This window comes from Ureibacillus acetophenoni (assembly GCF_900220965.1).
Taxonomy (GTDB): domain Bacteria; phylum Bacillota; class Bacilli; order Bacillales_A; family Planococcaceae; genus Ureibacillus; species Ureibacillus acetophenoni.
In genome coordinates this window covers 13,734-40,025 of the sequence record NZ_OBQC01000002.1, presented here as the reverse complement: position 1 = coordinate 40,025, position 26,292 = coordinate 13,734, and the positions used below count along the sequence as shown (strand labels likewise).

At 32.6% G+C, this 26,292-nt stretch carries 28 protein-coding genes; 18 read left to right on the top strand and 10 right to left on the bottom strand.

Annotated elements, in window-relative coordinates:
* The first annotated feature begins 264 nt into the window (after positions 1-264).
* Complete coding sequence (locus CRO45_RS02865; protein ID WP_097148136.1) at positions 265-1,323, top strand: LLM class flavin-dependent oxidoreductase; 1,059 nt, start codon at positions 265-267, stop codon at positions 1,321-1,323.
* 57 nt (positions 1,324-1,380) lie between these two features.
* On the opposite strand, the gene CRO45_RS02860 is transcribed toward CRO45_RS02865, so the two are convergent.
* Both CRO45_RS02860 and proB read right to left on the bottom strand, forming a co-directional pair.
* Positions 1,381-2,646 (bottom strand): glutamate-5-semialdehyde dehydrogenase, encoded by a 1,266-nt coding sequence (locus CRO45_RS02860; RefSeq protein WP_097148135.1) that lies wholly within the window; start codon positions 2,644-2,646, stop codon positions 1,381-1,383.
* Between the two features lie 17 nt (positions 2,647-2,663).
* Entirely contained in the window at positions 2,664-3,749 is a 1,086-nt protein-coding gene (gene proB, locus CRO45_RS02855) for a glutamate 5-kinase (protein WP_097148633.1), read from the bottom strand.
* Between the two features lie 611 nt (positions 3,750-4,360).
* Here proB and CRO45_RS02850 point away from each other — a divergent pair.
* The 8 genes from CRO45_RS02850 to CRO45_RS02815 all read left to right on the top strand — a co-directional run bounded on the left by CRO45_RS02850 (position 4,361) and on the right by CRO45_RS02815 (position 12,164).
* Entirely contained in the window at positions 4,361-5,032 is a 672-nt protein-coding gene (locus tag CRO45_RS02850; protein WP_097148134.1) for a GNAT family acetyltransferase, read from the top strand.
* A gap of 87 nt (positions 5,033-5,119) precedes the next feature.
* Positions 5,120-6,295, top strand: coding sequence for a rhomboid family intramembrane serine protease (locus CRO45_RS02845; RefSeq protein WP_097148133.1), 1,176 nt, complete (start codon positions 5,120-5,122; stop codon positions 6,293-6,295).
* Between the two features lie 160 nt (positions 6,296-6,455).
* Positions 6,456-7,520 carry a branched-chain amino acid aminotransferase gene (locus CRO45_RS02840; protein WP_097148132.1) on the top strand — a complete coding sequence of 355 codons (1,065 nt, stop codon included), beginning with the start codon at positions 6,456-6,458 and terminating at the stop codon, positions 7,518-7,520.
* Positions 7,521-7,710: 190 nt separating this feature from the next.
* Positions 7,711-8,478: a gluconate 2-dehydrogenase subunit 3 family protein gene (locus tag CRO45_RS02835; RefSeq protein ID WP_097148131.1), complete on the top strand. Its 768-nt coding sequence runs from the start codon at positions 7,711-7,713 to the stop codon at positions 8,476-8,478.
* A 16-nt stretch (positions 8,479-8,494) separates the two neighbouring features.
* The gene (locus tag CRO45_RS02830) at positions 8,495-10,207 is read left to right on the top strand and encodes a GMC family oxidoreductase (protein WP_097148130.1); all 1,713 of its coding nucleotides are present in this window, start codon (positions 8,495-8,497) and stop codon (positions 10,205-10,207) included.
* A gap of 19 nt (positions 10,208-10,226) precedes the next feature.
* Complete coding sequence (gene tatA / locus CRO45_RS02825; protein ID WP_097148129.1) at positions 10,227-10,439, top strand: twin-arginine translocase TatA/TatE family subunit; 213 nt, start codon at positions 10,227-10,229, stop codon at positions 10,437-10,439.
* A gap of 13 nt (positions 10,440-10,452) precedes the next feature.
* Positions 10,453-11,334: a twin-arginine translocase subunit TatC gene (gene tatC, locus CRO45_RS02820; RefSeq protein ID WP_097148128.1), complete on the top strand. Its 882-nt coding sequence runs from the start codon at positions 10,453-10,455 to the stop codon at positions 11,332-11,334.
* 44 nt (positions 11,335-11,378) lie between these two features.
* A complete protein-coding gene (locus CRO45_RS02815; RefSeq protein WP_097148127.1) occupies positions 11,379-12,164 on the top strand; it encodes a metallophosphoesterase in 786 nt (261 codons plus the stop codon).
* 165 nt (positions 12,165-12,329) lie between these two features.
* On the opposite strand, the gene CRO45_RS02810 is transcribed toward CRO45_RS02815, so the two are convergent.
* From CRO45_RS02810 to CRO45_RS02800, 4 genes are all read right to left on the bottom strand, one after another.
* Positions 12,330-13,517, bottom strand: a complete 1,188-nt coding sequence (locus CRO45_RS02810) for an MFS transporter (RefSeq protein WP_097148126.1) — start codon at positions 13,515-13,517, stop codon at positions 12,330-12,332.
* Positions 13,518-13,684: 167 nt separating this feature from the next.
* On the bottom strand, positions 13,685-13,849 hold the full coding sequence (locus CRO45_RS02805) for an aspartyl-phosphate phosphatase Spo0E family protein (RefSeq protein WP_097148125.1): 165 nt from the start codon (positions 13,847-13,849) through the stop codon (positions 13,685-13,687).
* A 467-nt stretch (positions 13,850-14,316) separates the two neighbouring features.
* A complete protein-coding gene (locus CRO45_RS20330) occupies positions 14,317-14,439 on the bottom strand; it encodes a hypothetical protein (RefSeq protein WP_268878114.1) in 123 nt (40 codons plus the stop codon).
* Between the two features lie 286 nt (positions 14,440-14,725).
* Positions 14,726-15,679 (bottom strand): NAD(P)-dependent alcohol dehydrogenase, encoded by a 954-nt coding sequence (locus CRO45_RS02800; RefSeq protein ID WP_097148124.1) that lies wholly within the window; start codon positions 15,677-15,679, stop codon positions 14,726-14,728.
* Positions 15,680-15,892: 213 nt separating this feature from the next.
* Here CRO45_RS02800 and CRO45_RS02795 point away from each other — a divergent pair, with 213 nt between their 5' ends.
* The gene (locus tag CRO45_RS02795; RefSeq protein ID WP_097148123.1) at positions 15,893-16,456 is read left to right on the top strand and encodes an NADPH-dependent FMN reductase; all 564 of its coding nucleotides are present in this window, start codon (positions 15,893-15,895) and stop codon (positions 16,454-16,456) included.
* A 177-nt stretch (positions 16,457-16,633) separates the two neighbouring features.
* Entirely contained in the window at positions 16,634-16,993 is a 360-nt protein-coding gene (locus tag CRO45_RS02790; RefSeq protein WP_097148122.1) for a DoxX family protein, read from the top strand.
* A gap of 94 nt (positions 16,994-17,087) precedes the next feature.
* On the opposite strand, the gene CRO45_RS19970 is transcribed toward CRO45_RS02790, so the two are convergent.
* Positions 17,088-17,228: a hypothetical protein gene (locus CRO45_RS19970; protein WP_170949389.1), complete on the bottom strand. Its 141-nt coding sequence runs from the start codon at positions 17,226-17,228 to the stop codon at positions 17,088-17,090.
* Between the two features lie 340 nt (positions 17,229-17,568).
* Here CRO45_RS19970 and CRO45_RS02785 point away from each other — a divergent pair, with 340 nt between their 5' ends.
* Positions 17,569-17,967, top strand: coding sequence for a hypothetical protein (locus tag CRO45_RS02785; protein WP_097148121.1), 399 nt, complete (start codon positions 17,569-17,571; stop codon positions 17,965-17,967).
* A gap of 33 nt (positions 17,968-18,000) precedes the next feature.
* Here CRO45_RS02785 and CRO45_RS02780 read toward each other — a convergent pair whose 3' ends face one another.
* The gene (locus tag CRO45_RS02780) at positions 18,001-18,243 is read right to left on the bottom strand and encodes a hypothetical protein (RefSeq protein WP_097148120.1); all 243 of its coding nucleotides are present in this window, start codon (positions 18,241-18,243) and stop codon (positions 18,001-18,003) included.
* 191 nt (positions 18,244-18,434) lie between these two features.
* Here CRO45_RS02780 and CRO45_RS02775 point away from each other — a divergent pair, with 191 nt between their 5' ends.
* Positions 18,435-18,881, top strand: coding sequence for an SRPBCC family protein (locus CRO45_RS02775; RefSeq protein WP_097148119.1), 447 nt, complete (start codon positions 18,435-18,437; stop codon positions 18,879-18,881).
* Between the two features lie 57 nt (positions 18,882-18,938).
* On the opposite strand, the gene CRO45_RS02770 is transcribed toward CRO45_RS02775, so the two are convergent.
* The gene (locus CRO45_RS02770; protein ID WP_097148118.1) at positions 18,939-20,123 is read right to left on the bottom strand and encodes a coiled-coil domain-containing protein; all 1,185 of its coding nucleotides are present in this window, start codon (positions 20,121-20,123) and stop codon (positions 18,939-18,941) included.
* Positions 20,124-20,375: 252 nt separating this feature from the next.
* On the opposite strand from CRO45_RS02770, the gene CRO45_RS02765 reads away from it, so the two are divergent.
* The 3 genes from CRO45_RS02765 to CRO45_RS02755 all read left to right on the top strand — a co-directional run bounded on the left by CRO45_RS02765 (position 20,376) and on the right by CRO45_RS02755 (position 23,842).
* Entirely contained in the window at positions 20,376-21,899 is a 1,524-nt protein-coding gene (locus CRO45_RS02765; protein ID WP_097148632.1) for a DEAD/DEAH box helicase, read from the top strand.
* A 37-nt stretch (positions 21,900-21,936) separates the two neighbouring features.
* Complete coding sequence (locus tag CRO45_RS02760) at positions 21,937-22,725, top strand: YqhG family protein (protein WP_097148117.1); 789 nt, start codon at positions 21,937-21,939, stop codon at positions 22,723-22,725.
* A gap of 280 nt (positions 22,726-23,005) precedes the next feature.
* On the top strand, positions 23,006-23,842 hold the full coding sequence (locus CRO45_RS02755; RefSeq protein ID WP_097148116.1) for a carbonic anhydrase: 837 nt from the start codon (positions 23,006-23,008) through the stop codon (positions 23,840-23,842).
* A 35-nt stretch (positions 23,843-23,877) separates the two neighbouring features.
* On the opposite strand, the gene cbpA is transcribed toward CRO45_RS02755, so the two are convergent.
* Positions 23,878-24,516 carry a cyclic di-AMP binding protein CbpA gene (cbpA, locus tag CRO45_RS02750; protein WP_097148115.1) on the bottom strand — a complete coding sequence of 213 codons (639 nt, stop codon included), beginning with the start codon at positions 24,514-24,516 and terminating at the stop codon, positions 23,878-23,880.
* Between the two features lie 262 nt (positions 24,517-24,778).
* On the opposite strand from cbpA, the gene purU reads away from it, so the two are divergent.
* Together purU and CRO45_RS02740 are read left to right on the top strand one after the other, a co-directional pair.
* Positions 24,779-25,663: a formyltetrahydrofolate deformylase gene (gene purU / locus CRO45_RS02745; RefSeq protein ID WP_097148114.1), complete on the top strand. Its 885-nt coding sequence runs from the start codon at positions 24,779-24,781 to the stop codon at positions 25,661-25,663.
* A gap of 204 nt (positions 25,664-25,867) precedes the next feature.
* On the top strand, positions 25,868-26,191 hold the full coding sequence (locus tag CRO45_RS02740; RefSeq protein ID WP_097148113.1) for an SCP2 sterol-binding domain-containing protein: 324 nt from the start codon (positions 25,868-25,870) through the stop codon (positions 26,189-26,191).
* Positions 26,192-26,292: the final 101 nt, after the last annotated feature.

Genomic DNA, 26,292 nt, shown 5'->3' with positions numbered 1-26,292 from the left:
GTTAAGTACTGAATTTTTAGTTGAACTCGAATTGAGAGTTTGACCCGTATCGTAAGAGCAACCCGACAGCAAAATAATACAACCTATTAACAATAATAAGTTTTTCATTTACTCAACTCCTTTGAAATTAGTACGGATGAAATGGGAAAAGGTTACTTTCTATAATATCAAACCCAACTTCAATCAAAAGGTGTATATCATAAATCTCGAATTCGAGGGATAATACTTGTATAAGGAATGTTAATGGAAAGGTTGAAATAAAATATGGAACAATATCGCATTAATCCTAATAATGGTTTAGAGTTTGGCATTTATACTTTAGGAGACCATATCCCAAACCCTTATTCAGGAGAACGAATTTCATCACAACAAAGAATTAAAGAAATCATTGAGTTAGCAAAACTTGCGGAGCAGGCTGGTATTGATTTCTTTAGTGTAGGGGAAAGTCACCAGGAGTATTTCACAACACAAGCCCATTCCGTTGTATTGTCGGCTATAGCTCAAGCAACGAGTAAAATAAAAATTTCAAGCTCTTCAACAATCGTGAGTACGCTGGATCCGGTAAGGGTATATGAAGATTTTGCTACAATCGATTTAATCTCAAATGGGCGTGCTGAAATTATTGCTGGACGTGCGTCACGTGTTGGGTTATTTAGTCTTTTAGGTTATGATCTTAGAAACTATGAAGAATTGTTTGAAGAAAAGTTCGATCTTCTATTAAAAATTAATGAAGAAGAAATCGTTAATTGGAGTGGGGAATTTCGTGCGCCATTAAGAAATGCTCAAATTTTACCTCGCCCACTCAATGGTTCACTTCCTATTTGGAGAGCAGTAGGTGGACCGCCTGCATCAGCCATTAAAGCTGGACAAGCTGGAGTACCAATGATGCTTGCGATGCTTGGAGGACCCGCTACGAGTTTTAAATATTCCATTGATGCATATCGTGAAACGTTAAGGGGAAATGGTTTCGATCCACAAGAATTTCCTGTCGCAACTGCAGGGTTCTTCTACGCTGCAGAAACAACACAGGATGCACTAAAAGAATATCATCCATTTATTGACGAAGGAATGAAAGTAACAAACGGCCGTGGTTTTCCTGAGTACCAATTTATGCAAGGTGGAGATCTCCATAATGTTATGAATGTTGGTAGCCCCCAACAAATTATTGAAAAAATCCTTTATCAATATGAGTTATTTGGTCATCAGCGATATATTGGACAAATGGATTTTGGTGGAGTGCCATTCGAAAAGTTAATGAAAAACATCGAAATCATTGGTAATGAAATTTTACCGGCTATCAAAAAATATACTGCTAAACAATAATGAATTCTATTAATTTGTATATGAAAAAATGGTGGGGAGATTTCCCCACCATTTTCATTAATTACGTATTTGACCATTGCCATAAACAAAATATTTTGATGATGTTAAAGCAGGTAACCCCATAGGACCACGTGCATGTAGTTTTTGCGTACTAATTCCTATTTCCGCGCCATAGCCAAATTCAAACCCATCTGTAAACCTTGTTGATGCATTGTGATAAACAGCAGCTGCATCCACATTATTTAAGAAATTCGCTGCATTTAAAACATCCTCTGTAATAATTGCTTCTGAATGTTTTGTACTATATTTATTTACATGCTCAATCGCTTCATCAACATTTTCAACAACTTTTACACTAATAGTTAAACTTAAATGTTCAGTTGCGTAATCTTCCTCTTTAGCTTTTGTCGCTGAAGATAGAACTTCACATACATGTTCATCGCCAATAATTGAAACACCATGATTATGCAACTGATTTAATAATTGTTCACCGTTTTGATCGAACCATGTACGTTCAATTAATAGATTTTCAGCAGCATTGCAAACTGAAGGGCGTTGTGTTTTTGCATTCAGTACAATCGTTTCAGCCATTTTATACTGAGCATTATAATCTATATAAATATGACAATTCCCAGCACCCGTTTCTAAAACTGGAACAGTCGACTCTTTTACTACTAAATCAATTAATGCTTTACTACCACGTGGAATTAGCACATCTAAATACTCGTTTAAGTTGAACAACTCTTTTGCAGTTTCATGACTTGTATCCTCTATTAATTGAACTGCAGTAATTGGAAGGGAAGTATTCTCTAATGCGCGGTGAATCGATTTAACTAAAGCTTGGTTAGAATGCTTAGCAGATGAACTACCTCTTAAAATAACCGCATTACCAGTTTTCAAACATAGTGTAGCTGCATCCACTGTCACATTTGGGCGTGCTTCATAAATCATTCCAATAACCCCAAGAGGAACACGTTGTTTTTGAATTTTTAGTCCGTTTTCTTTTTGAATCGTTTCTAAAACTTCACCGACAGGATCGTTTAATTCAACTAGTTGTTGAACTGCATCAGCAATTGCCTTAATTCTACCTTCGTTTAGAAGAATACGGTCAAGAACTGAATCAGATAAGCTTCTTTCTTTACCTGAAGTAATATCTTTCTCATTTTCACTTATAATTTCAGCTTGATCTAAAAGAAGTTGTTCAGCAATTTTAATAAGTGCATGATTCTTTTCTTCAGTTGTTTTCATGTTTAATAATGAGCTTGCTTTTTTCGCTAGTTTTCCTTTACGTTGAACTTCGCTTTCTGTTGAAATATTAGTCATTACTAGTCCTCCTAATTTTATATTTCTACCCAATTATCACGGTGTATAACTTCGATGGAATTTGACAAAATGTCTTCTGTTCTTTTACCTAGTGCTAGTGATAATTCATCACTGGAATATAAAACTTCACCACGTCCAAGTAATGTATCGTGGCAATAAACCTCTACAACATCACCGCTAATAAATTCACCTTCAATTTGATATACCCCAGCAGGCAATAAACTTTTACCATTTGTTAATAGTGCATTTTTTGCACCTTCATCGATGAATATTTTTCCTGAGACTTCAGTAAATGAAATCCATTGTTTCGTGTTCGGTAAAGTTTGAGCACTGTCACTACTTATGTAAGTACCATCGCCTTTTCCTTTTAAAATATCGATTAGCTTATTCGCACCGTTTCCTTTTCCGATAAATACTTTAACACCTGATTGAAGTGCAGTTCGTGCAGCTAGAAGCTTTGATTGCATTCCACCAGTACCTACTTTCGAACTAGATCCAGATGCAAAAGCTAATAAATCATCCGTAATATCAGATAAATGATTGATCCGATTGGCATTAGGGTTTTTATTTGGGTTATCATCATAAAGTCCATTGACGTCTGTTAAGATGATTAGCTGATCTGCATGAACGAGCCCACTTACTAAAGCAGATAACATATCATTATCTCCAAAAGTTAATTCTGCTACAGAAACAGTATCGTTTTCATTAATAATCGGTAAAATGGACCTTTCGAGTAATTCCGTAAATGTTGCATAGGCATTTTTATAACGGTCTTTTTTAGAGAAATCAGTCCGTGTTAGTAAAATTTGTGCAGTTGTTATTTCGTATTCCTGGAAACCTATTGAATATTGTTGCACTAGTAAACTTTGACCAACAGCAGCCGCTGCTTGTTTTCCTTTTAGTGTAATTGGTCTTGAAGGATAGCCTAGTTTTCTAAAACCAGCAGCAACAGCACCAGATGATACGAGTAATACTTCATGACCTTTACGTTTTAATGTTGAGATTGCATCTATATGATCTTGTAGTTTTTCATGATCAATTTCACCTTTTGAATTTGTCAGGGAACTACTTCCGATTTTTACGACAACTCGCATTTTTTTTATGACCATTTGAATTCCCTCCAAAATAGTAAATCAAATTCTTCTTTGAATAATTGTGCCCAGTTTTTTAAGCTCGTTTAAATATTTTCATTAAAAATAATTGTTAAATATAATAAAAAACCCTTTCCACCCTATATATAAATAGGGCGAAAAGGGTGTAATAGACTTTCCGCGGTACCACCTAAATTGGATTATAATAATCCCACTTTAAACTCATATAACGCTTGAGCATGCGTCTAGTTTTGCTAGAAGCTAGCGAAGTAGGTTCAGTAGTTTCAATAGTACGATGTTTTTCAGCCAAGAACAATCGCTCTCTGTTCAATGAGTGACTACATACTAATCTTCGTTACGCTAAAATTATGTATTTCAAATAAATATGCACGAAATTTTAAAAAGTGTCAATATATTAGTATTGTATTAATAATAAATATAACTTCAGTTTACCATGTAATAACCCCTTATTTCAATTAATAATCTGAATACTATAAACAATTAAAAAATGAAGTTTTTTACAATACAAACAACAAATTAATATAGAAGAAGGATTTGTATAATAAGTGGCGAAGTAGAATAAAGATTGCTAAAAAAGAATTTGTTAAAAGGAGAATAATGAAATGCAATATATCCGTATCACATCGATTGAAGATCCATTATTTGCGAAAATGCACAAACTTTTAGGAGAAGTGTTTCCACCTGAGGAAGTATTGGAGTTTGAGCTATGGAAAGAACCATTAGAAGATCCGGGAATCCGTGTATTTGTTGCTGTTCATAATGATGAAGTAGTTGGGGCAACTGAGTATCGTTACTATCCACAATGGAATATCGCGATGACAGATTTCACGATTATTGGTCGTCCAGGATTATCAATTGGGCGTTTCCTTGCAAATAATCGTGAAAAAGATTTACATTCCTTAGCGGAGCAAAATGGTAAAGCTCTATTTGGAATGTTTGCTGAAATTTATGATCCATACGTTCGTGAAGACTTTGACTTTGGTGGCGTGAAGCCAATGAATCCTTTTGTACGAAGAGAAGTGTTATCTCACCTAGGTTATAAAAAGCTTGATTTTGACTATGTTCACCCATCTTGGAAAAATGACGGGGAAGCAGTGAAAGGGCTTGATTTTTGTTTCATGCCAACAGATGAATCAATCATTGATATTCCGTCTACATTAATAACAGATTTTCTAAAAGATTACTATTCAGTGTTATCGAATAAGCCTACTGAATGGGTGAATATGATTGAGAATTTAGAAGGAAAAGAAAAGGTAACATTATTACCGCTTTAAAAAGACGATGCGCTTTGTTTTCATAGAGAAATACAAAGCGTATTTTTAAATTAATAAACGGTAAGAATCAGTCGGGGTGAGTGCAAAGTGATTACGGAAAGTAGTTGGAAACAATATGTGAAAAGGTATCCTGCAACATCAACGATTATTTTTGCTTTAATTATGATTCACATCCTAGCGTTTGTTGTAGGTAATGGTGCAACGGATTTTGAAACAGCAAGACAATTCGGTGCATTACTATCAAATAATAAAGAATGGAGCGAATTTCCTTATTTACTTACATCCAATTATCAACACATTGGGGGAATATTACATGTTGTAAGTAATTTAATTGCCATCGTTATTATTGCTCCTTTTATAGAACGAATTTTTGGCACGATACTTTTTGTCATCTTATTTAATTTAACTGGAATTTTTGGAAGTCTAGTAACGTTATTATTTACTTCAGATCTTACAAGTAGTGGGGCATCCGGATCTGTATTTGGACTATTGGGGATTTACATTGCGTTAATGGTAAAACAACATCCACTGTTAACGAAGGAAATTTCCTATCCTATCATTGGAATTACGGTCATAAATATCATTTCCACATTTTTAATTCCTGGGATTTCTATAACAGGTCATTTAGGTGGATTATTTGCTGGTATGCTTCTTGGAATGTGGTTCCCAGCTTCGAAAGTATTTATTAAAGAAGGGCTATTCACAAGTTTTTTTAAAACAATTGTAACGACAATCATCATATTCGCAATTCTATTAGTTCCTCAAAACGTTATTAAAAGTCACAGCTTTGTTGAGGTTGCGACTCAAGTTGGATTAGGCGATTATGTAACAGGAAAGAAAAAGGTAGCACTTTTTAATCTTCATAGAGACCCCGTATTAGATGAATTAAATTGGTTAATTGATCAGTATAACGAAAAATCAGTGGCTCTATATAATAGTTTAGTAGAAAATTACAACAACGGTATAAATCAAACCGATACGACAGCACAACTTAAAACTATTTCAGAAAAGATAAAAATACTTGAAGAAAATATAGAAATTATTCGTAATCACCCTAATATTGACGAAACAGAAGCCCTCCAAAACCAATTACTGAAAATGAATGAATCGTTACTTGAAGCTGCGCAACAAGCTCAAAAGACATTAGAATCTATGAATTATTTGGAAGGGAATGAATTTCTAACGAAAATGAATGAAGTTGAAGATGATTACAATCAGTTTAATGAAATGTTAGCAGAATTTAGAGATGATTATGAATATTAAGAGGAATATATGGTAGAGAAAATACTATTTAATGAGTATAATAATAGGAATAGCGGTATATTCAATTTTTAGATGCAAGAATCTCGAAAGAAAATTGCATTCAACGATTCATATACGCCAAATATTTCAGAACATTCTTATTTTAATTGGAGGCTTTACTATGATAGATATTCAAACACAACTAACAACAAATCCAAAAGAAAAACCTGCAATAAATGAATTAGGGTTTGGCCACTATTTTACTGATCATATGTTCATTGTTGAATATACAGAAGGTCAAGGATGGCATGACGCAAAGATTATTCCATATCAACCGATTCCAATGGAGCCATCTTCTATGGTTTTCCATTATGGTCAATCAGTATTTGAAGGGTTAAAAGCATATAAAACAGTAGATGGGGAAGTACTTCTTTTCCGTCCAGACCGTAACTTTGCTCGTTTGAACAAATCAAACGAACGTCTAGTTATTCCAGCTATCGATGAAGATTTTGCATTAGAGGCACTTAAACAGCTTGTTTCCATTGACCGTGATTGGGTTCCAAATGCACCAGGTACATCTTTGTACATACGTCCATTTATCATTGCTTCAGAACCAAATCTAGGAGTTCATCCTTCAAAAAACTATAAATTTATTATTATTATGTCTCCATCAGGTTCTTACTATAAAGAAGGCATTAACCCTGTAAAAATTATGGTTGAACAACAATTTGTACGCGCGGTTAAAGGTGGTACGGGTGAAGCAAAAACAGGTGGAAACTATGCAAGTGCGTTAAAAGGTCAAGAAATTGCCGAAAAAGAAGGATACGCACAAACACTATGGTTAGATGGTAAGGAAAATAAATACGTTGAAGAAGTAGGTAGTATGAACATTTTCTTCAAAATTAATGGTACTGTCATTACACCAGCATTAAATGGAAGTATTCTAGCTGGTATTACTCGTGATTCAATGATTCAAGTGTTAAAATCTAAAAATATTCCAGTAGAAGAGCGCCTAATATCGATTGATGAAATCGTAGAAGCATCTCACAACGGAACATTAGAAGAAGTATTTGGTACTGGTACTGCAGCTGTTATTTCTCCAGTTGGAGAATTGAAATATCAAAACGAAAAATTGATTATTAATGACAATAAAATTGGTGAAGTTTCACAAATGCTTTATGATACATTAACTGGAATCCAAAACGGATCTATAGAAGATACTTTTGGCTGGACTATTAAACTATAGTTTGAATTCAAACGCAACCGAACGTTGGTTGCGTTTTTTTGTGCAAAAATTTTACAAAAGTACCTTACAAAAATATCTATAGATTGTAGTTGCATACAAAGATAATCTTTTTCACATAAATTTGTTTAATTTACTAAATTTTATCCAATACTTTTAGAAGCTAAAAATTAACAACTAAGGAGGCTATATCGTGGCAAATGAAAAAAAAGGCGTATCTCGCCGTGACTTCATGAAAACAACAGGTATTGCTACGGGTACTTTAATTGGAGGAGGAATCATTGGTGGCCTTGTTGGTTACAACGTAAATCGCGATAAAGGTGCCATTTCAACTAATAACCAAAAGGGAACAAATAGTAGCGGTCAAACAGCAGATCATCCTTTAAATGTTGGTCTAAAGTTCTTCACCACTATGACTGCATTTAACGTTCTATCTCAAGCGACTGAACGAATATTCCCAGAAGATGAACTTGGCCCAGGTGCAATTGGACTAGGTGTTCCATATTTTATTGATAACCAATTAGCTGGTTCCTATGGTATGAATGCAAAAGAATACATGCAAGGGCCTTTTGCAGATGGTGCAAGTACTCAAGGCTATCAAAGTAGGTTAACACGTGCTGAAATCTTTGCCCAAGGAATAGCAAAGTTAGATGAAGAAGCTCGTACTCGATATCAAAAGGGCTTTGCCGAATTAGAACCAGAACAAATGGATGAAATTCTAACTGCGTTCCAAAAAGGTGAAGTAGAAATGATGGCAGTAACTTCAGATTTCTTCTTTAAACTTCTACGTCAAGCAACACTTGAAGGAGCTTACGCTGATCCTATTTATAGTGGTAATCAAAACATGGAAGGTTGGAAGATGAAAGGATTCCCGGGCCATCAAATGAGTTATATAGGGCAAATCGAAAGCGAAGAGTTTCAAAAAATTGAGCCGCAGTCAATTAGTAGTATGACACATTAATTGGAGGAATAGATTTATGGCTACTACTTTAGATAAAGTTGATGTAGTAACAGTTGGTGTAGGTTGGACGGGAGGCATTATTGCCGCTGAATGTTCAAAAGCAGGTTTAAAAGTACGTGGATTAGAGCGTGGAGCAAAAAGAGGAACAGAAGATTTCTATATGGCCCATGACGAATTTCGTTATGCAATTCGCTATGAATTATTCCAAAACTTATCAAAAGAAACGATCACATTTAGAAATCATAGAAAAATGAATGCATTACCAATGCGTATGATGGGATCTTTTTTATTAGGAGAAGGATTAGGTGGAGCTGGTACACATTGGAATGGTCATAATTGGCGCTTCTTACCATACGATTTTGAAATTAAATCAATGACAGAGGAAAAATATGGTCCTAACAAACTAGGTAGTGACTACAATCTTCAAGATTGGGGTATCACTTACGATGAACTAGAACCATATTTTACAAAATTTGAATATACAGCAGGAATTTCAGGTGAAGATAATAATCCGTTTTGGGGAAAAAGATCCAAACCGTTTCCAACACCACCTATGAAAAAAACACCTATTTTAAATCGATTTGAAGAAGCTACCAAAAATCTTGGCTATCATCCATTCATGATGCCATCAGCAAACCTTTCTGAATCCTATACAAATCCAGACGGGTCAACGATAGCAGCTTGTCAATACTGTGGATTTTGTGAGCGTTTCGGTTGTGAGTATGGAGCGAAGTCCTCAGCAGAAATAACAGTAGTTCCCACTGCATTGGAGACAGGGAATTTTGATATACGGTTCCATTCGAATGTAGTTGAAGTACTAAAACAAGGAGATAAAGTTACTGGAGTTCGTTTCATCGACACGATTACTGGTGAAGAGTTTATTCAACCTGCTGAAATCGTAGTTTTAACATCTTATGTTTTGAATAATGCAAAATTATTAATGGTTTCTAATATAGGTGAAATGTATGATCCTGATACAGGAAGAGGTACACTCGGTAGAAACTATTGTTATCAAATATTGCCTAGTGCTACAGGATTTTTTGAAGAACAATTCAATACCTTTATGGGAGCAGGGGCATTGGGAATGACAATTGATGATTTCAATGGTGATTCATTTGACCATACGGACCTTGATTTTATCCATGGTGCAAGTCTAACAATTACTCAAACTGGTCAACGTCCAATTCAATTTAACCCAGTACCACCTGATACACCGGCTTGGGGTGCTGATTTCAAAAAGGCATCCATTCACTACTTCACTAGAACATTAAATATTGGTGGACAAGGGGCTTCCATGCCACATAAAGAAAACTTTATGTCACTTGACCCAAACTATAAAGATGCTTATGGTTTACCATTATTGCAAGTGACGTACAATTTTACTGATCAAGATCGAGCGCTTCATAAATACCTTTCTGAAAAAACTGCTGAGATTATGAAGGAAATGGGTGCAAAAACAGTGGTTCCAGCAAATCCGCTGACGGACTATGATATTGTACCTTATCAAACAACTCATAATACTGGTGGAACTGTTATGGGTACCGACCCAGCCATTAGCGTAGTGAATACATGGTTGCAACATTGGGATGCAGAAAATCTATTCGTCGTAGGAGCAGGGAACTTTGCTCATAATGGTGGGTACAACCCGACTGGTACTGCTGGAGCACTTGCTTACCGCTGTGCAGAAGGGATTATTAATTACAGTAAAACTGGTGGCAGTCTTGTCTAAATAATAGGAGGAATTTATTATGGGTGGTTTTGGATCTATCGGTGTTCCGGGGTTAATTATCATTTTAGTCATTGTGCTAATCGTTTTTGGTCCAAAGAAGTTACCTGAAATTGGTGGAGCTGTCGGTAAAACTTTATCAGAATTTAAAAAGTCAGCCCGGGAAGTTATTGATGACGATGATTTTGATAAAAAAACGACTATAAAGGATATAAAAAAGACCGAAGATGCATAGTAGGTGATCAATAATGGATCCATATGGATACAACAACTTAAGCCCTTTGGATAAGAAGAAAAAGAAGGAACAGGAACTTTCAACCGATGAAACTGATGAAAACAAAAAAGCAGAAGGGACAAAGGAACTTGAAGAATCTGCTGTCAGCCTTGAAACAACATCCAAGCAGGATGAAAATAATGACTCGTGGTTTGACCATATTGTTGACTTAAGGAAACAGCTGATTAAAAGTTCAATTGTTTTTGTAACACTTTTCATTGCGGTTTTTTCAACTATTAATTTTTGGTTTCCGTTCATATCTAGGGGACATAATTTAATTATACTTGGTCCCCTAGAAGTTATAAAAACCTATACTTCTATTTCGGTTACACTATCATTAGGACTCTCTTTACCTTTTATATGTAATTTCCTTTGGCAATTTGCCAAGCCTGGTCTTTATGAAAAAGAGCAAAAGTTTATAGGTTTATATTCACCGATTATGCTTATATTATTTCTTATTGGACTTGCCTTTGGCTATTTTGTTGTTAACCCAATGAGTTATCAATTTTTAATTAGTCTAGGCGAAATGAACTTTGATATAATGATTACTGCTACTGACTATATAAATTTTCTCATTATGACAACAGTACCTATTGGTTTACTTTTTGAATTGCCTATTGTTGCATTATTTCTTTCAACCATCGGTATATTAACATCCAATTCGATGAAAAAGGTCAGAAAGTGGTCATATATAATAATGGCTGTAGTTTCTGCTCTAATAACACCACCTGACTTTATAAGTCAATTATTAATTTTAATTCCGATGATAGGCTTATATGAAATAAGTATTTATCTCGTTCGAAAAGTAGAGAATAAACGTGCATCTAACATAACATTATCCGAAAAAGCACACTAATAAAGGTGTGCTTTTTCATTTAAATTTAAAAGGGGTAAATCATATTGAAAATAGATATAGGTATTGGTGTAGATATTATTGGTGATATTCATGCATGTTTTGAAGAATTTCTTGAAATGTTAGAAAAACTAGGTTATAGAAATGGTGGAGATGGACTTTACCGACACCCAGAAGGTAGAACATTAATTTCTTTAGGAGATGTAATGAGTAGAGGTCCACAATCGATTGCGTGTATGGAGTTTTTTCTGAAACATGTGAAAGCTGGGCTAGCTTATATGACGGATAGCAATCATGGATGGAAAATTGCAAGATGGTTAGATGGTCGTAAAGTTCAGTTAAAACATGGTGATGAACTAGTGGAACAAGAATTTTTGGCTTATGAACAACTGCATGGTACTAAAAGGACAAAACAATTAAAAAATGATCTAAAACATTTGTTGATGAATACACCTTCTCATTATATTCTCCAAGAAAATAATATAGATAAAATTGTTTGTACACATGCTGGCATAAAAGATGAATTTATAGGTAGAGAAACTTCGCGAATAAAAGATTTTTGTCGTTACGGCGATGTTGCTGGGACTGATGAAAATGGTAAACCTATAAGAAGGGATTGGTTTTTAAACCATAAAGGAGAGTTACTGATTATTTGGGGGCACGATCCAAAACCAGAACCAATGATTATAAATAATACGATTAATATTGACCAAGGATTAGTATTTGGTGGTAAATTAACGACGTATCGATATCCGGAAAAAGAATTTGTGTTTGTGAATGCAAAACAAAACTATTCTGGCAGAGAAGGTATAGATAATCCAATACAAAAATGATGATGAAAGGGGTGAACGAACATTTGAGTTAGGTTCACCCCTTTTAAAATTAGGAATCATAAGAATATAATTAAAAAAAAATTAGAAATTGCTTGTAACTAATTTCATTAATTTTAGTCTAACTATTTGGAAATGGGTTAAAAAGGAAGTAATTAGTATACCCATTTAAGAAATTACATCTCTTTTATTCATAAAAATTGATAGGATAAATCCTAAAAAAAGAATGACGCTAAAACTAGTAAAAGCTATTAATGAATTTCCTTTTTGCATTAAAAAGGTAGCTAGTAATGGTCCTACGCTTGCGCCAATAAACAATATAAACGCATTAAATAATACAGCAGTCCCTTTCTGGTCACCAGCAAATATATTAATGAGCATAATATTAATAGGGACTAATAGGGCAATTCCTGCAACAAAAAACACACTAAAAACAATTACAAATACTATGTGACTACTAATACCCATCAAAAAAAGAGATAAGGAAGAAATAATAAGACTAAACCGGAAAGTACTATTTACACCAAATCGTTTTGAAATGCGGCTTGCAAAAAACGTAATTATTATTCCAATTAAACCAGTTGCACGTACAAATAAAATAAATTGCTCGGAAAAATTAAAAGGTGATTCAGACAAAAACTCACCTAAAATCGTATACATCCCGATTAATGAAAATAATAATAAAAACGTAATTGAAAATGAGAATAACAATTCTTTCTTATAAAAAAGTAATTTTATTTTAGAAAATTGAGAAAATATACTTTTTTCATGTTTATTATTTTTTATATTGGGTAAATAGGTAATAGAAGCAATTGTAAGTAGAAAGTAAATGATACCTAGAATGAAAAAAATAGTTTTCCATCCAAAGTAGAAATGAATAATTGTTGCAAAAATTTGAGATACGACACTGGCAACTAGAAATCCGGAAGTTATAAAACCGATAGCTGTCAGCCGTTTTTCTGGTGGATATAATTCTGCAACATAAACCAAGGAGATGGGTACAAATGCAGCGGCTCCGATTGCTTGAAGGATCCTTAAGAAGACAAAAGTAGGATAATGGTCAACAAATCCACAAAGTAAAGTAACGATACTTAAAAAAGTGATTCCAAAGATTAAAAATACATTTCGACCATAATGATCAGAAAGGGGACCATAAATTAAACAACAAATTCCATAACAAAGAGAAAATGAACTACCAATCCAAATCCCTTCAGTTTCCGTAACTGTAAAATGTGACATGAAAGTTTTTGTTAAAGGTATAGGTACATACATACTCATTAAAATAAATAGTCCAGAAATCGACAAAAGACAAGTTATTAAATGAAATTGAGGTTGATGAACTTTTGACTGAGTCATAATGCTCTCCTATTTCATTATAATTTGTACCATGATGTAGTATATTCATCTACTTTTGGGAAAATTAAAAACCAGTAAAGTAGATTAAAATCTAGCTTTACTGGCATCGACATATATATTTTATATGTAATATTATATTAGTTTTTCCTACTTTATATTTAGTTGGTTTAAGCCACTTTATGAGAATATACATTTAGTAAAGCATCTAGCTCTTGGCTACAAGTAACTGTATCTGGATGTGTAAATCCAAGGTCGTGTGCTTTTTTGTACATATCTTTTCTCTTCATTTCGATGGCTACTTTTAGAACTTTTCTAAATAAAAAGTCTTTCATAATTTCCTTCCTCCGTATATTTATCGTGATCGTTTTCTATCAAACTCTATTAAAACTCTTGAAGCTTTATCATTGTATAATAGAAAATATAAAAATTTTGTCGGATTGTGTTCGAAAAAGCATTGTTCACAAATTTGTCACAATTTAACCGTTCATTTGTTCACAATTAAATTCTGAATTGCGTGAAAATTCATAGAAATATGACGAATGATAGAAGAAAAATGTAGATTCGAGTAAATTTTGTGTTAAAAATGGATTCTAAAAACGGTAAAATGAAAAAAGTCAAATAAAAAAGCATCGAAAATTCGACGCTTTAGGTAAGAATTACTTTGTATTACGGTATAGTTTTTTATAAAAATTTGTTTGAAATTATCATATATTAAAACCAGATAATTACATGGTGAAAATATGATATTTATTTTAAAAAATTCAAAATGCTATGAAAAAAAATGATGTTATCTATTAATTTACTTTGTATAAGATAAGATTGCAGATCCTGTAAAGTTTGCCATTACCATTGCAGCTTCGTTCTTTTCTTCAAATTCAAACATTCTGAAAGAATTTTGTTCAAAAACTGTAACAACCCACATGGTTAAATCTCCTCTCAAGTAAATTCTGTTGTTATATAACAATGTAATATGATTACGTTGATTGTAAATGTGTTATATATCAACTATACCTATTGTACATCCAAAATTAGTAAAAATAAATAGATAGTGAATTGTTTCACAAATTATTCAATTTGTTAACGATTTCACAAAATATTATATAAAAAACATGCATAATATTGTTTTATACCCAGAAGTTTAGGGTATTAATTAGAATAGAAAAAAGGGATGTTAAGAAAGTCATACTTTCCTGACATCCACTTTTTCGTTAAAAGGTAATAACAACTTTTCCTCGTGCATGGCCTTCTTCAAAGTACTTTATAGCATCTGGCAACTCTAAAAATGGGTAACTTCTATCAATAACTGCTTTTAGTTTCCTAGATTCAACAAGTTCCTTTATAAAATGTAAGTCCTCTTTTTTAGGAAATTGCATGAAAATGTTTATCTTTTTATTAACGATAGAGCGAAACATTGCTTTAGGCATTTGCTTAGGAGAACCACCAACGAGTACAAACTTCCCATTTGGTTTTAGCGCTTTTAAGTAATCGGATAGTGGCTGAAAACCATTTACTCCAAGTATTAAGTCATAATTATTTCCTTTTTCAGAAAAACTTTCTTTCTTATAATCTATTACGTGATCTGCACCTAAAGATTTAATAATTTCAACGTTTCTTGTACTACAAACAGCTGTCACATTTGCACCAAGTGCCTTTGCAATTTGTACAGCAAAAGTTCCAACACCACCTGAAGCACCATAAATTAGAACTTTTTGATCTTTCTGGATATTTCCTTTGTCCCGTAATGCCTGAAGTGCAGTAGTGGAAGCCATTGGTAGAGAAGCTGCTTCTGCGAAGGAACTATTTTTTGGTTTAATTGCAATTGCCTTTTCTGGAATAGCGACATATTCTGCAAAACCACCCCATCCACTACTTGATAAATCACCAAATACTTCGTCTCCTATTTGAAATTGTGTAACATTTTTACCAACTGCTTCAACTATTCCTGCAATATCTCCACCAGGTATTTTATATTTTGGTTTGGTAATTCCAAATGCAAATCGTGCTATAAAGGGTTTACCACGTAACAATACAATATTACCGTAGTTAATCGAAGCTGCCTTTACTTTTACTAGTACCTGGTCTTCTTTAAAATGTGGTCTTTCAGCTTCGTGGAGTTCTAAAACATCTGGTGAACCATATTTATTTGTAAAATAAGCTTTCACGTCTTTCCTCCTAATTAATGTTGTACTTATGCTTTCGTGCTTTCACCTTGCTATCAAACTAATTTTACTCATTGTAAAATTATAGGATACATGTTAAATCCTAATTTACAAATTATTAACAATATATGATTGAGTAGGAATGGAATGAATTTGACAATTGCAAATTATAACAATATAGTGAATCTTGTAATCTAATAGAAGGGGAGGATTATTGTGAAAATTATCGCACTAGTAGGAAGTTTAAGAAGAGACTCATTCAATATGCAGTTAGCAACTACAATGAAAGACCGTTATAAAGACAAGTTATCAATTGAAGTAGCAGACTTAAGGGCATTACCGTATTTTGATCAGGACGAAGAACAAAACCCTCCACAAGTTGTAAAGGATTTTAAAACTTCAATTGCCCAGGCTGATGGGGTGTTAATTGTGACACCTGAGTATAATTGGTCAGTTCCTGGCGTACTTAAAAATGCAATTGACTGGACTTCTCGAGAAGACAAAGTATTTATTGGTAAACCTGTAATGGTTGTTGGTGCAACACCGGGTGCAATGGGTACAATTCGTGCTCAATTACATTTACGAGATATTTTATCCTCACCGGGTATTCAAGCAAAATTATTGCCACCAGCTTCAAATGAAGTATTAGTGAATTTTGCAGCTCAAAAGTTTGATGCATCAACAGGGCGTCTTGTAGATGAATCGACTTTAAATTTCCTTGATGCAAAAGTAAATATTTTTATTGAATTTATCGGGGAAGTAAAATCTTTAAATGTATAAAAAATTAACGCATGGAAGAAGTATGATCCTTCCATGCGTTTTTTTATTTCAAAACATGTTCATGCTTTACTCCCAATTTTACGCAAACTGAATATTCTATAGATAAATAGATGAAAATTGACAATTCGTATGTTGTAGTAAATTTGTGTAATCATTCAATTACAGGGGGGAAGTTGAATGAATGGTGTTTTATGGGTTTTACAAATTGGACTCATGTTAATATTTGTCATGGATGGCGTTTTAAAAGCGTTCCAATATGAAATAGCAAAAGAAAATATACCTTGGGTAAGAGATGTACCGAAATCACTGGTCATATTCGTAGGTTATGTAGAGATCGTTGCAGGGTTGGGGTTAATTATACCAATCGTTTATGAACATTTTAGGATTTTAACACCAATTTCATCTTTTATATTCGTGGTGCTTATGTTCTTTGCTACGATCTTTCATTATAATCGAAAAGAGTATATAGACATTCCTTTCAATATTACTCTTTTATTAATGGCTTTATTCGTAATGATCGGAAGCATGTTTTTTTAAATTAAATTATCAATACACAAAATCTTTTACAAAACGTATATATAAAGACAATAGACGACCTGTAAACATACAGGTCGTCTATTAGTTACAATGCTTATGCAGCTAAAGATAAATTCGTAAATGTAATAATGGAAGGACTTTCTGTATTTTCTTGAGCTTGTAGTGCTTCCTCTTTTGTTTCATATTCAAACATATGAATAGTGTCTTGTTCAAAAACTGTAAGTATCCATTTCATGTTGGGAACGCCTCCTAGGTATAAATTTTTATTTTAGATTTTTATATTGCGAATTTGTTATATAACAAATTCACAAATCAACTCTTTTTTGAATCGTGTTATATATCAATCTTTGAATCCATTGTACACTCAAAAGTGAAATAAGGAAATAGAAAGTGAAACTATTCACATATTGTTCAAAAACCTATTATCTTTTTTTGTCTACAAATTAAATAACTCATAATTTAGAATCTATTAAAAACAAAATATGTATTTAAACGAGAAATTGTTTCATTTAAATAGAATTTATCTGAAAATTAAGATATAGTATCGATAGATGATTTATTAGAAAGGAAATATTATGGAACAAACTGAAATATCAATTATACCTCCACCAAATAGTGGACATTCACCAAGTATTAAATTTATTCAAGAATTAAATATTCAAATGGCAAAAACGAATATGCAATTCTTCTATGATCATATTACTGATGATATTACTTGGAATATTCTCACAGTAAAAAGATTGAAAGGAAAAGATAATGTCATTGAAATGATGGAAAGTAATGGTAAATTACCAGTAATAGAATTAAAGTTAGAATCGATTATATGTAACGACTTAGTCGGTGCTGTAAATGGTGCGGTGACTCTAGACAATCAAGATCGTTATGCATATTGTAGTATCTACACTTTTACGAGTAGTTGTCAGCCGTTAAAAATAAAAGAAATGACGACATATTTTCAAAGATTAATAATTTAAATTATTATAGCTTTATGAATTAAAATACTAGGGTCACTTGTTTTTACTTTTTTTCATGTTATGAATTTCATTCTTTAGAATATGGATTTCCTTTTCTAACTCATAAATTTTATGATTGAATTCTTTCTCCATTTTTTTATGTTTTTGTATTTTTTCAATGGCTAGAAGTGAGCCGCCAATTGCTTGAATAAATTCACCTAGAGAGGATATAAATCCACCGGCAACAAGAAATTTTGCTCCAGTACCATGATGGTCAGAATGTTCGTTTTTCGACATGATTTTTTACACCTCGTTTCTTCTTCACTTCATATTTTATGTATATGACTATTCTTAACATTGGCAAACACACAAATATATATATAAAGAGTGTTTTATTTCGGTTAAATACATTCAGTTGAGCCAAAATCATTAAAAGTTTATGTGCTATTATAAAATTAAAAATTCGTTACATTATATGGAGGAACGAAATGAAAACTTGGACTAAAGATATTGTAATAAACGCACCGATTGAAAAAATATGGCAACTTTTCGATGGTAATTTGGAAGATATGCAAAAGATAATGCCACAAGTAGTAGCAAATGAAGTGATCCACGAAACTGAAGATAAGGTTGGTAGTATCCACCGACAAAGTTATCGTGAGGGTAAACGAATAATGGAGTATGACGTAAAAGTTCTTGAGTATGAAAACAATCCTGAAATCAAAAAACTGAAAATCACATTTAACCTTGCCAATATGTTTGATATTACAGCAGCGTATGAATTAAAAAGGTTAGAAGAAAACAAAACATATTTTAAATATACTACTACAAATAACCCATTAAAGTGGTTTATTAAAATTATGCTTAAATTCGCATCAGATAAAGTGGTTATACAGTTCGTTGATCGTGTGAAAAGAGTAGCGGAATCAAAATAATTGAAAAATTAAACAAGGCAGAACCCTATAATAGGATTCTGCCTTATTTTAATTTGTTTAAGGATTCATTACATTTACTTTTTTAAGAAGTTCCTGTGTTAAATGAAAAGAACTTGATTCCAATTGTTTTTTCAAGCTATTCATATCAGCTTCAATTTGCAATACCTTTGGAACGATATGATTTAACGGTGTCAACAGTGTGGAGTTCTTAATAGAATGTCCTTTAATTGTGTCGATTTCTTCAAATGCTCTTTCTATATTATCATTAAGACGGTCAATATAATTTTTAAGAAGATTAATACGGTTACCGTATTTTTCAATTTGACTAGTGATTGGGTGTAAATCAATTTGCACTAAATCTGCAAATTCGTTTTTAATTTCATCAAAAGTCTGCCACTTAGTAATTGTTTCTTCAATCTTTGTCTGCGATGTAGAAACTTCAAAAATTGTATTATTTAAATCGATAGTTGTAATTTGAAGTTCAGCTACTGCATGTTGTAAATTTGTTTGTAATTCTTTCATTTCATTAATAGTTACGTTTGAAATACTTTGAGCAGCTTGTAATTCAAAGATTGAATTTTTGATTTCATCAATGGAATCTTGTAAATTCTCTATTGGTATTTTTAATTCTTCGACGAATTGAGGGTCAATTTGAGTTTCTGTATTTGAAATTTCATCGAATGATTGTTTCAAATTAGCTTGTGAGGCATTAATTTCTATTACTTGATTATTCAATATGCTTTGTGAATTGTGCAAGTCATTGATAGTCACTGTTATTTGATCGATTGATTTTTGTAAAGTTGAAATAGAGGTTTGTGTTTCATTAATTTTTACATAAGTGTTCGATATTTTATCGTCAAACTTAATTGAGTTAGCTTGGTTCTCAAGTTCTTGTTTTAATAGAGATGATTTAATATGGTTAATTTCAGAATGTAGTTCAGCTATGGAGGAACTCATGGCTTTTTGTGAAGAATCAATTAAAACTAATGCTTGTACTAAAAAGTTACTTTGGGAATCCGTACTAGTAGATAATTCAATTTCTGATTCGACTTCAGAATTGGGCGATTGTTCAAGTACAGGATCTAGTTGATTGTGCTGTTTCTCTAGTTCGTTAATCGATTGTCTTAAATTAAATTGTGATGATTGTAAATCTTGGATCGATGATTTCATTTCACTTTGTGATTCCACAATACTTTCCAATTTCCACAAAATTTCTTCTAACATTTCTCTTTTTGTTGGCATATATAGTACCCCCTTTATACTTTAACTTAGTGAATTCATATATATCGTAAGTCGAATTTTACCACAATATTCCCATTCTATATAGTCTATGCATTGGAAATGAATAAATTAACTAGATTTAAAAAGAATTTACAATTATTTAATAGAAATCTCAAATTCGTAAATACTAATTATCCTTTAGAGAGAAGTGAGTAAAATTAGGACATACGTTATTCTATTTTGGACAATATAAGATAGAGAAATTGTGAGGTGATTTCATTGAATATAGAAAGACCAACCAATTGGAGAGAAGATTTTAATAGACGATTTGAAGAAAATGGGCCTTGGGATAGTTGGTCATTATATAAAATGAGTTACGAAATTGAAAAAATGAACTTAATTCCTGAGTTTTCAGGCTTACAAGCACCGAAGTTTTTAACAAATCTTCAAATACTACCACATCAGCTTGAAGCGGCTAAAACCGTCATAGAAAAAATGAACGGCAAGGCGATCCTTGGTGATGAAGTAGGTCTTGGAAAAACCATTGAAGCAGGGTTGATTTTAAAAGAGTATATGATTCGAGGTTTAGTAAAGAAAGCGCTCATATTAGTACCAGCTTCACTACAAAACCAATGGGTTACTGAATTAAACGTTCGTTTTTTCATCCCAGCTATTCCTTATAGAAAGAATACCCCATTAGATCATTATGATGTGGTGATTATGAGTATGGATACGGCAAAAAAAAGCCCTCATAGAGAGAAAATTTATGAACAAGATTATGACATGATCATTATTGATGAGGCTCATAAGTTAAAAAATCATAAAACTCAAATATATGAATTTGTACAAAGTTTAAAAAAGAAGTTTTGTTTACTACTTACAGCAACACCGATTCAAAATGATGTATTTGAAATATTTTATCTTGTTTCTTTATTAAAACCTGGACATTTAGGCAATTTTGAAACGTTCCAATCCTCGTTTTCTGCAACAAAACACAGTTTAAAAGAGGAAAAATATTTAAAAGAACTTGTCAATCAAGTAATGGTGCGAAATCGTAGGCAGGATACAGGAATTGAATGGACAAATCGTAAAGTTCAAACGATACCGGTTCATTTTACAGAAGAAGAAAGAGAAGTTTACGATATGCTTTATAATTTAAAAAACGTTTCTTCTGTATTTTCAAGCTCCTTTACGATGGTTACGTTGTTGAAAGAAATGTGTAGTAGTAAAGAAGCAACGTATTTAACGCTTAAAAAGATGCTAGAAAAGTGTATAACAAAAGAAGAAATCGATTATATTGAAGAGATTATTAATAAACTAATGTATTTAGAAGTGAATTCCAAGGCAGAAAAAGTGCTAGAGATAGTTGAACAATGTAATGAGAAGGTTTTGATCTTTACAGAATATCGTGCAACTCAAGCTTACTTGCAATGGTATTTAAATACAAAGGGCATTTCAAGTGTACTATTTAACGGTAAATTTAGTAAAAGTAAACGAGATTGGGTAAAACAATTATTTAGAGAAAGAGATCAAGTATTAATTGCAACGGAATCCGGTGGTGAGGGGATTAACCTTCAATTTTGTCATCATGTTATTAACTACGATTTACCATGGAATCCGATGAAAATTGAACAACGAATTGGACGTGTTCATCGTTTAGGTCAAGAAGAGGATGTTCATATTTATAATTTAGCGATTGAAAATACTATTGAACAAAAAATATTAGACTTATTGGGAGATAAAATAAACGTCTTTGAAAAAGTTGTTGGTGATTTAGATGACATATTAGCAACTTGATTTAATAGCTTTAGTAATGGAAAGGGGAATACAGCAAATGTTTGCACCACAAGTTCATGAATATTTACGAACCTTCTTTCATGAGACAAATTGTGAAATAGAATCCGATGAAGGATATATGTTGACTGTCCAATTAACGATTGATATAGACAAGAAAATCATGAATCGTCCTTTCTACTGGCAGTATATTGAAACAACAGGTAGCCCTCCAAATCCAGCAAGACTAACATTAATTACAGACCGAAGTAAAATTGACAATCCATTTATGGGTGAAATTATCCATTTTGGTTCAAGAAGATTAAATCAAATTTTTAAGGCTACAAAAGAGCTCGGTGCGTTCGTTCAAATGTATGAAAAAGTACAACAAGCTGAAAATGGAAACCGATCTACTTTAACACCCTATTTATGTGTAAATTATAAAATCTCTTATTACTGCGATCAAACAAAAGAAAAAATGTATTCTTTAGGGATAAATTTGGTCAATGGTAATATACATGATGATTTTCATGAATCTGTTTGTAATCTTAATTTAACTAATGAACCAACAGAGAATATCTATTGTTTACCATACATTATTAAACCCCATAGAGGATTAGAAAGATTAGATGAAATGATCCAATCCATTGTACAAAATGATGATCATTCATGGGCACAAGAAGCTAAAATGAGATGGGAAAAAGAGCAAGAAGTATTAGATTATTTTTATGAAGGTGTCGAAGAAAAACCTGAAAGTTATGAAATAGAAAAGAAAGCACTTGAAGAACGTTTCAATCCGAGAATTAAAGTGGAAATTATTAATGGCGGGTTGTTTTATTTAAAAAGTTAGGTTGCCATTTTTCACATGGCAACCCATCACCAACTGGGAATATCCTTCGAATAGGAACGAGAACTATATATTCAATTTGCTATCCAATTCAATTCCTACTGTAGCAAAATTTGTAGCAAAATTTCTTAATGATGTATTTAATACATCAACCCAGAAACCCCTCCTTTTCACCTTCCAATTAATAGGAAGGTGTTTTTATTTTATTTGAAGCAGTTAAGATACGAAGTTTTTGGATAATTTAGTAATAACAGCATGTAATTACAGCAAGGGAGGGAACGATTTGAGTAGGGTAAAATATTATTTGTTTTTGTTATCTGTTCAGATAGTTATTGCCATTATTGTTTATGTTTCATTAAGTTCGGTTCCTATGGAGTTGGAAGAAGCCCCAGTCGAAAATAAAGAGGCCCAACAAGTATATTGGACATATAGTGAAGAAAATGGCCCAAAGGAATGGGTAAGTATTGACCCTTCATATTATGCTTGTGGTGGTGGATACGAACAATCACCTATAAACATTGAGAAAGAAAGTATATGGGAAGAGAGGAGCTTTGAAAAGATTCATCTAGATTATCATCCTACAAAATTTATAGTTGTCAATAATGGCCATACCATAGAGGTAAGGGATTCATCTGGCGAAAACACAATAACAATCGATGATCAGAAATTTACATTGGTGCAAATTCATTTTCATCTACCAAGTGAACATAAGTTAAATGGTCAGTCGTTTAATATGGAAGGTCATCTCGTGCATCATTCAGAAGATGGAAAAATAGCAGTTATTGGTTTTTTTATTAAAGAAGGTAAATTAAATAATGATTTGGCTGAGTTATGGTCTGTCATGCCTTATGAAATGAATGGACAACCTTATGAAATGAATCAATCAATTGATTTACTCGAAGTGCTACCAGACGACTTGGATGTGTTTCAATACAGTGGTTCTTTAACAACACCTCCATGTACAGAAGGAGTAACTTGGATATTATTTGAAGATCCGATTGAAATGTCGGTCGTTCAAATAGAAGCTTTTGCAAAGATCTATTCCCAAAATAACCGTCCCATTCAACCATTAAATGATCGCAAAATTTATCATTTTAATTTAGAAGAATACATCCAATAAAAAAGGCCACTCCATGTGAGTGGCCTTTATGTTTGTTAAAAATTATCTTTATCAAATACTTCAACATCAATGATTCGCGCACCAATCTTATGGAGAAGTGTTTCAATGTTCTTTACTGTTTTAGATGTTGCACCTTTACTTAAAGTAACAATAACTTTTCTTAAGTACCATTCTTGATCATCTAATGATAAAACACATTGAATAGGATGTTTTTTCTTAATTTCTGATAATGTTTTTGCTAAAATTCCGTCAGTCTCTGGGAATACGATAGTTAATGCACAACTACCTGTTTTATAACCCCAAGCTTCTTCAAGGATTTCAAAAATCTTTGAGTGAGTAAGAATCCCCGCGAACAATCCATCCTCATCTACTACTGCTAAATAAGGTAGTTTTTTTATGGAGAAAAAGACTTTGTAAAAGGAGCTTTCTTTACTAATCACACCATCTTGGTCAACAAGTAGTTCGGAAATTGGTACATCTGCTTTATGTTCAAGTTGATGTTCAAGTATGTGTACTTTATAAGCATTTCCAACAAATTTTTCTTCTGCGTCATCTAAAACTGGGATGCATCTGTAGCCTGATTCGTACAATTTTTCTAATACTTTTGAGGCAGGGTCGGATTCTTTACAAAATACTACATCATCTTTTAATAAATACCTTTGTTTAACGATCATATTATTCTCCCTTTCCCTATAAGAAACTGCCCATTACTTGAATTAGGGCAGAATTCTCGTAAGCTATTCAACTATATGCGGAAAAATTACCAATTATTCCTAGCCACTACAATATTTTTTTCGGAAATTTTAGTAACTATTTTTTACTCGATATTTATGACATGGAAGAAGGTACAAGAAGGAAAATAGCTTATTGCTCATTTTGTCAAAATAATAGATAATTGTGAAAATAGAAATGTTTATAAGATTAGGAGAGGTTTACATGGAACAAGTAATGGAATTAAGACAATTAGAAAATCGAGCAAGATTATTAGTGAAATGTCCTGATAAGCCAGGAATCGTATCAGTAGTATCTAGTTTTTTGTTTAAACATAATGCGAATATTGTAGAGTCGAGCCAATACTCAAGTGACCCTGAAAACGGAACTTTCTTTATAAGAATTGAATTTCACTGTGATGGACTGTCTAATAAGTCTTCTCAATTAGAAAACGAATTTGAGGAAATTGCTCGAGAATATACTATGGATTATTATTTTCATTATTTACATAAACGTCAACGTTCCGCTATTTTTTGTTCAAAAGAGTTACATTGCTTACTAGAGCTTTTATGGGAATGGCAAAATGGGGATTTAGATACTGATATTGCTCTTGTCATCAGTAATCATGAAAATGCGCGGCCAATTGTTGAATCTTATGGAATACCATTTTATTATTTGCCTGCAAATAAAGAAATTCGAAAAGAAGTGGAGCAAAAGCAAATTCAACTAATGGAAGAATATAATGTTGATTTATTAATATTGGCGAGGTATATGCAAATATTAACACCACAATTTGTGGATCATTTCGAGAATCGTATCATTAACATTCACCATTCTTTTTTACCAGCGTTTATAGGTGCAAACCCCTATGAACGAGCTCATATAAGAGGTGTTAAGCTAATTGGTGCAACATCTCATTATGTCACAAACGATTTAGATGAAGGACCAATCATTGAACAGGACGTTGAGCGTGTTGATCATCGTGATGATGTAGTGACATTAAAGAAAATTGGTCGTCAAATTGAACGTCGAGTATTATCGAAGGCAGTAAAATGGCACTTGGAAAATCGTATTATCGTTGAAGGGAATAAGACGATCGTTTTTCATTAAACAATTAATCTCTAATGGACATTCTAAACTAAAGTGTTTAGAGTGTCTTTATTATTTTCTTAAAATATTTATATTATCTGTTGAATACTAATATAAATCAGATTGGATAAGAAATTTGCACAGAGTAGAAATTATAGTTGAAAAGTAAGGATATATTGGTATTATTTAATTAGAAATAGGGGATTTGAAAAGGGGGATAAAAATATGAGTGTTGTTGCAATTAATAATCTGATAGAAAAAATAGACCAAGATGGTAGTGGGTTAAAAGGTTATGAAAATATTATTCAATTTGAGTTTACAGATCAAGGCGAAAAGTATAGTGTTCAATTTTTAGGCGATAAGGCAGTGCTTATCGAAAATGTTGAAAGGGCAGCTTGTGTTGTACAAATTACGAGTGAAAACTTTGAAAAACTTGTTGCAGGTGAATTGAACCCGCAAACTGCATTTTTCTTTGGAAAGATTAAAGCAAAAGGGGATCTTTCCCAACTTTTGAAATTAAGTAGTATATTAGATTACTATCAAAAATAATTATTCAAGCTGAGCCAGTTTGTTGGTTCAGCTTTTTGTTTCGTGTTAAAACCTGTAAAATCACGGATTCAATAGAAATGCTTTTCTATTAAGTGTATACT

Bases quoted from the DNA above. Each gene is read 5' to 3' on its own strand.
- cbpA (WP_097148115.1), bottom strand. From the start codon at position 24,516: ATGATCGTTAAACAAAGGTATTTATTAAAAGATGATGTAGTATTTTGT.
- tatA (WP_097148129.1), top strand. From the start codon at position 10,227: ATGGGTGGTTTTGGATCTATCGGTGTTCCGGGGTTAATTATCATTTTA.
- CRO45_RS02850 (WP_097148134.1), top strand. From the start codon at position 4,361: ATGCAATATATCCGTATCACATCGATTGAAGATCCATTATTTGCGAAA.
- CRO45_RS02770 (WP_097148118.1), bottom strand. From the start codon at position 20,123: ATGCCAACAAAAAGAGAAATGTTAGAAGAAATTTTGTGGAAATTGGAA.
- CRO45_RS02790 (WP_097148122.1), top strand. From the start codon at position 16,634: ATGAATGGTGTTTTATGGGTTTTACAAATTGGACTCATGTTAATATTT.
- CRO45_RS20330 (WP_268878114.1), bottom strand. From the start codon at position 14,439: ATGTGGGTTGTTACAGTTTTTGAACAAAATTCTTTCAGAATGTTTGAA.
- CRO45_RS02810 (WP_097148126.1), bottom strand. From the start codon at position 13,517: ATGACTCAGTCAAAAGTTCATCAACCTCAATTTCATTTAATAACTTGT.
- CRO45_RS02775 (WP_097148119.1), top strand. From the start codon at position 18,435: ATGAAAACTTGGACTAAAGATATTGTAATAAACGCACCGATTGAAAAA.
- CRO45_RS02840 (WP_097148132.1), top strand. From the start codon at position 6,456: ATGATAGATATTCAAACACAACTAACAACAAATCCAAAAGAAAAACCT.
- CRO45_RS02760 (WP_097148117.1), top strand. From the start codon at position 21,937: ATGTTTGCACCACAAGTTCATGAATATTTACGAACCTTCTTTCATGAG.
- CRO45_RS02805 (WP_097148125.1), bottom strand. From the start codon at position 13,849: ATGAAAGACTTTTTATTTAGAAAAGTTCTAAAAGTAGCCATCGAAATG.
- CRO45_RS02780 (WP_097148120.1), bottom strand. From the start codon at position 18,243: ATGTCGAAAAACGAACATTCTGACCATCATGGTACTGGAGCAAAATTT.
- tatC (WP_097148128.1), top strand. From the start codon at position 10,453: ATGGATCCATATGGATACAACAACTTAAGCCCTTTGGATAAGAAGAAA.
- CRO45_RS02740 (WP_097148113.1), top strand. From the start codon at position 25,868: ATGAGTGTTGTTGCAATTAATAATCTGATAGAAAAAATAGACCAAGAT.
- CRO45_RS02865 (WP_097148136.1), top strand. From the start codon at position 265: ATGGAACAATATCGCATTAATCCTAATAATGGTTTAGAGTTTGGCATT.
- CRO45_RS02860 (WP_097148135.1), bottom strand. From the start codon at position 2,646: ATGACTAATATTTCAACAGAAAGCGAAGTTCAACGTAAAGGAAAACTA.
- CRO45_RS02785 (WP_097148121.1), top strand. From the start codon at position 17,569: ATGGAACAAACTGAAATATCAATTATACCTCCACCAAATAGTGGACAT.
- CRO45_RS19970 (WP_170949389.1), bottom strand. From the start codon at position 17,228: ATGAAATGGATACTTACAGTTTTTGAACAAGACACTATTCATATGTTT.
- purU (WP_097148114.1), top strand. From the start codon at position 24,779: ATGGAACAAGTAATGGAATTAAGACAATTAGAAAATCGAGCAAGATTA.
- CRO45_RS02830 (WP_097148130.1), top strand. From the start codon at position 8,495: ATGGCTACTACTTTAGATAAAGTTGATGTAGTAACAGTTGGTGTAGGT.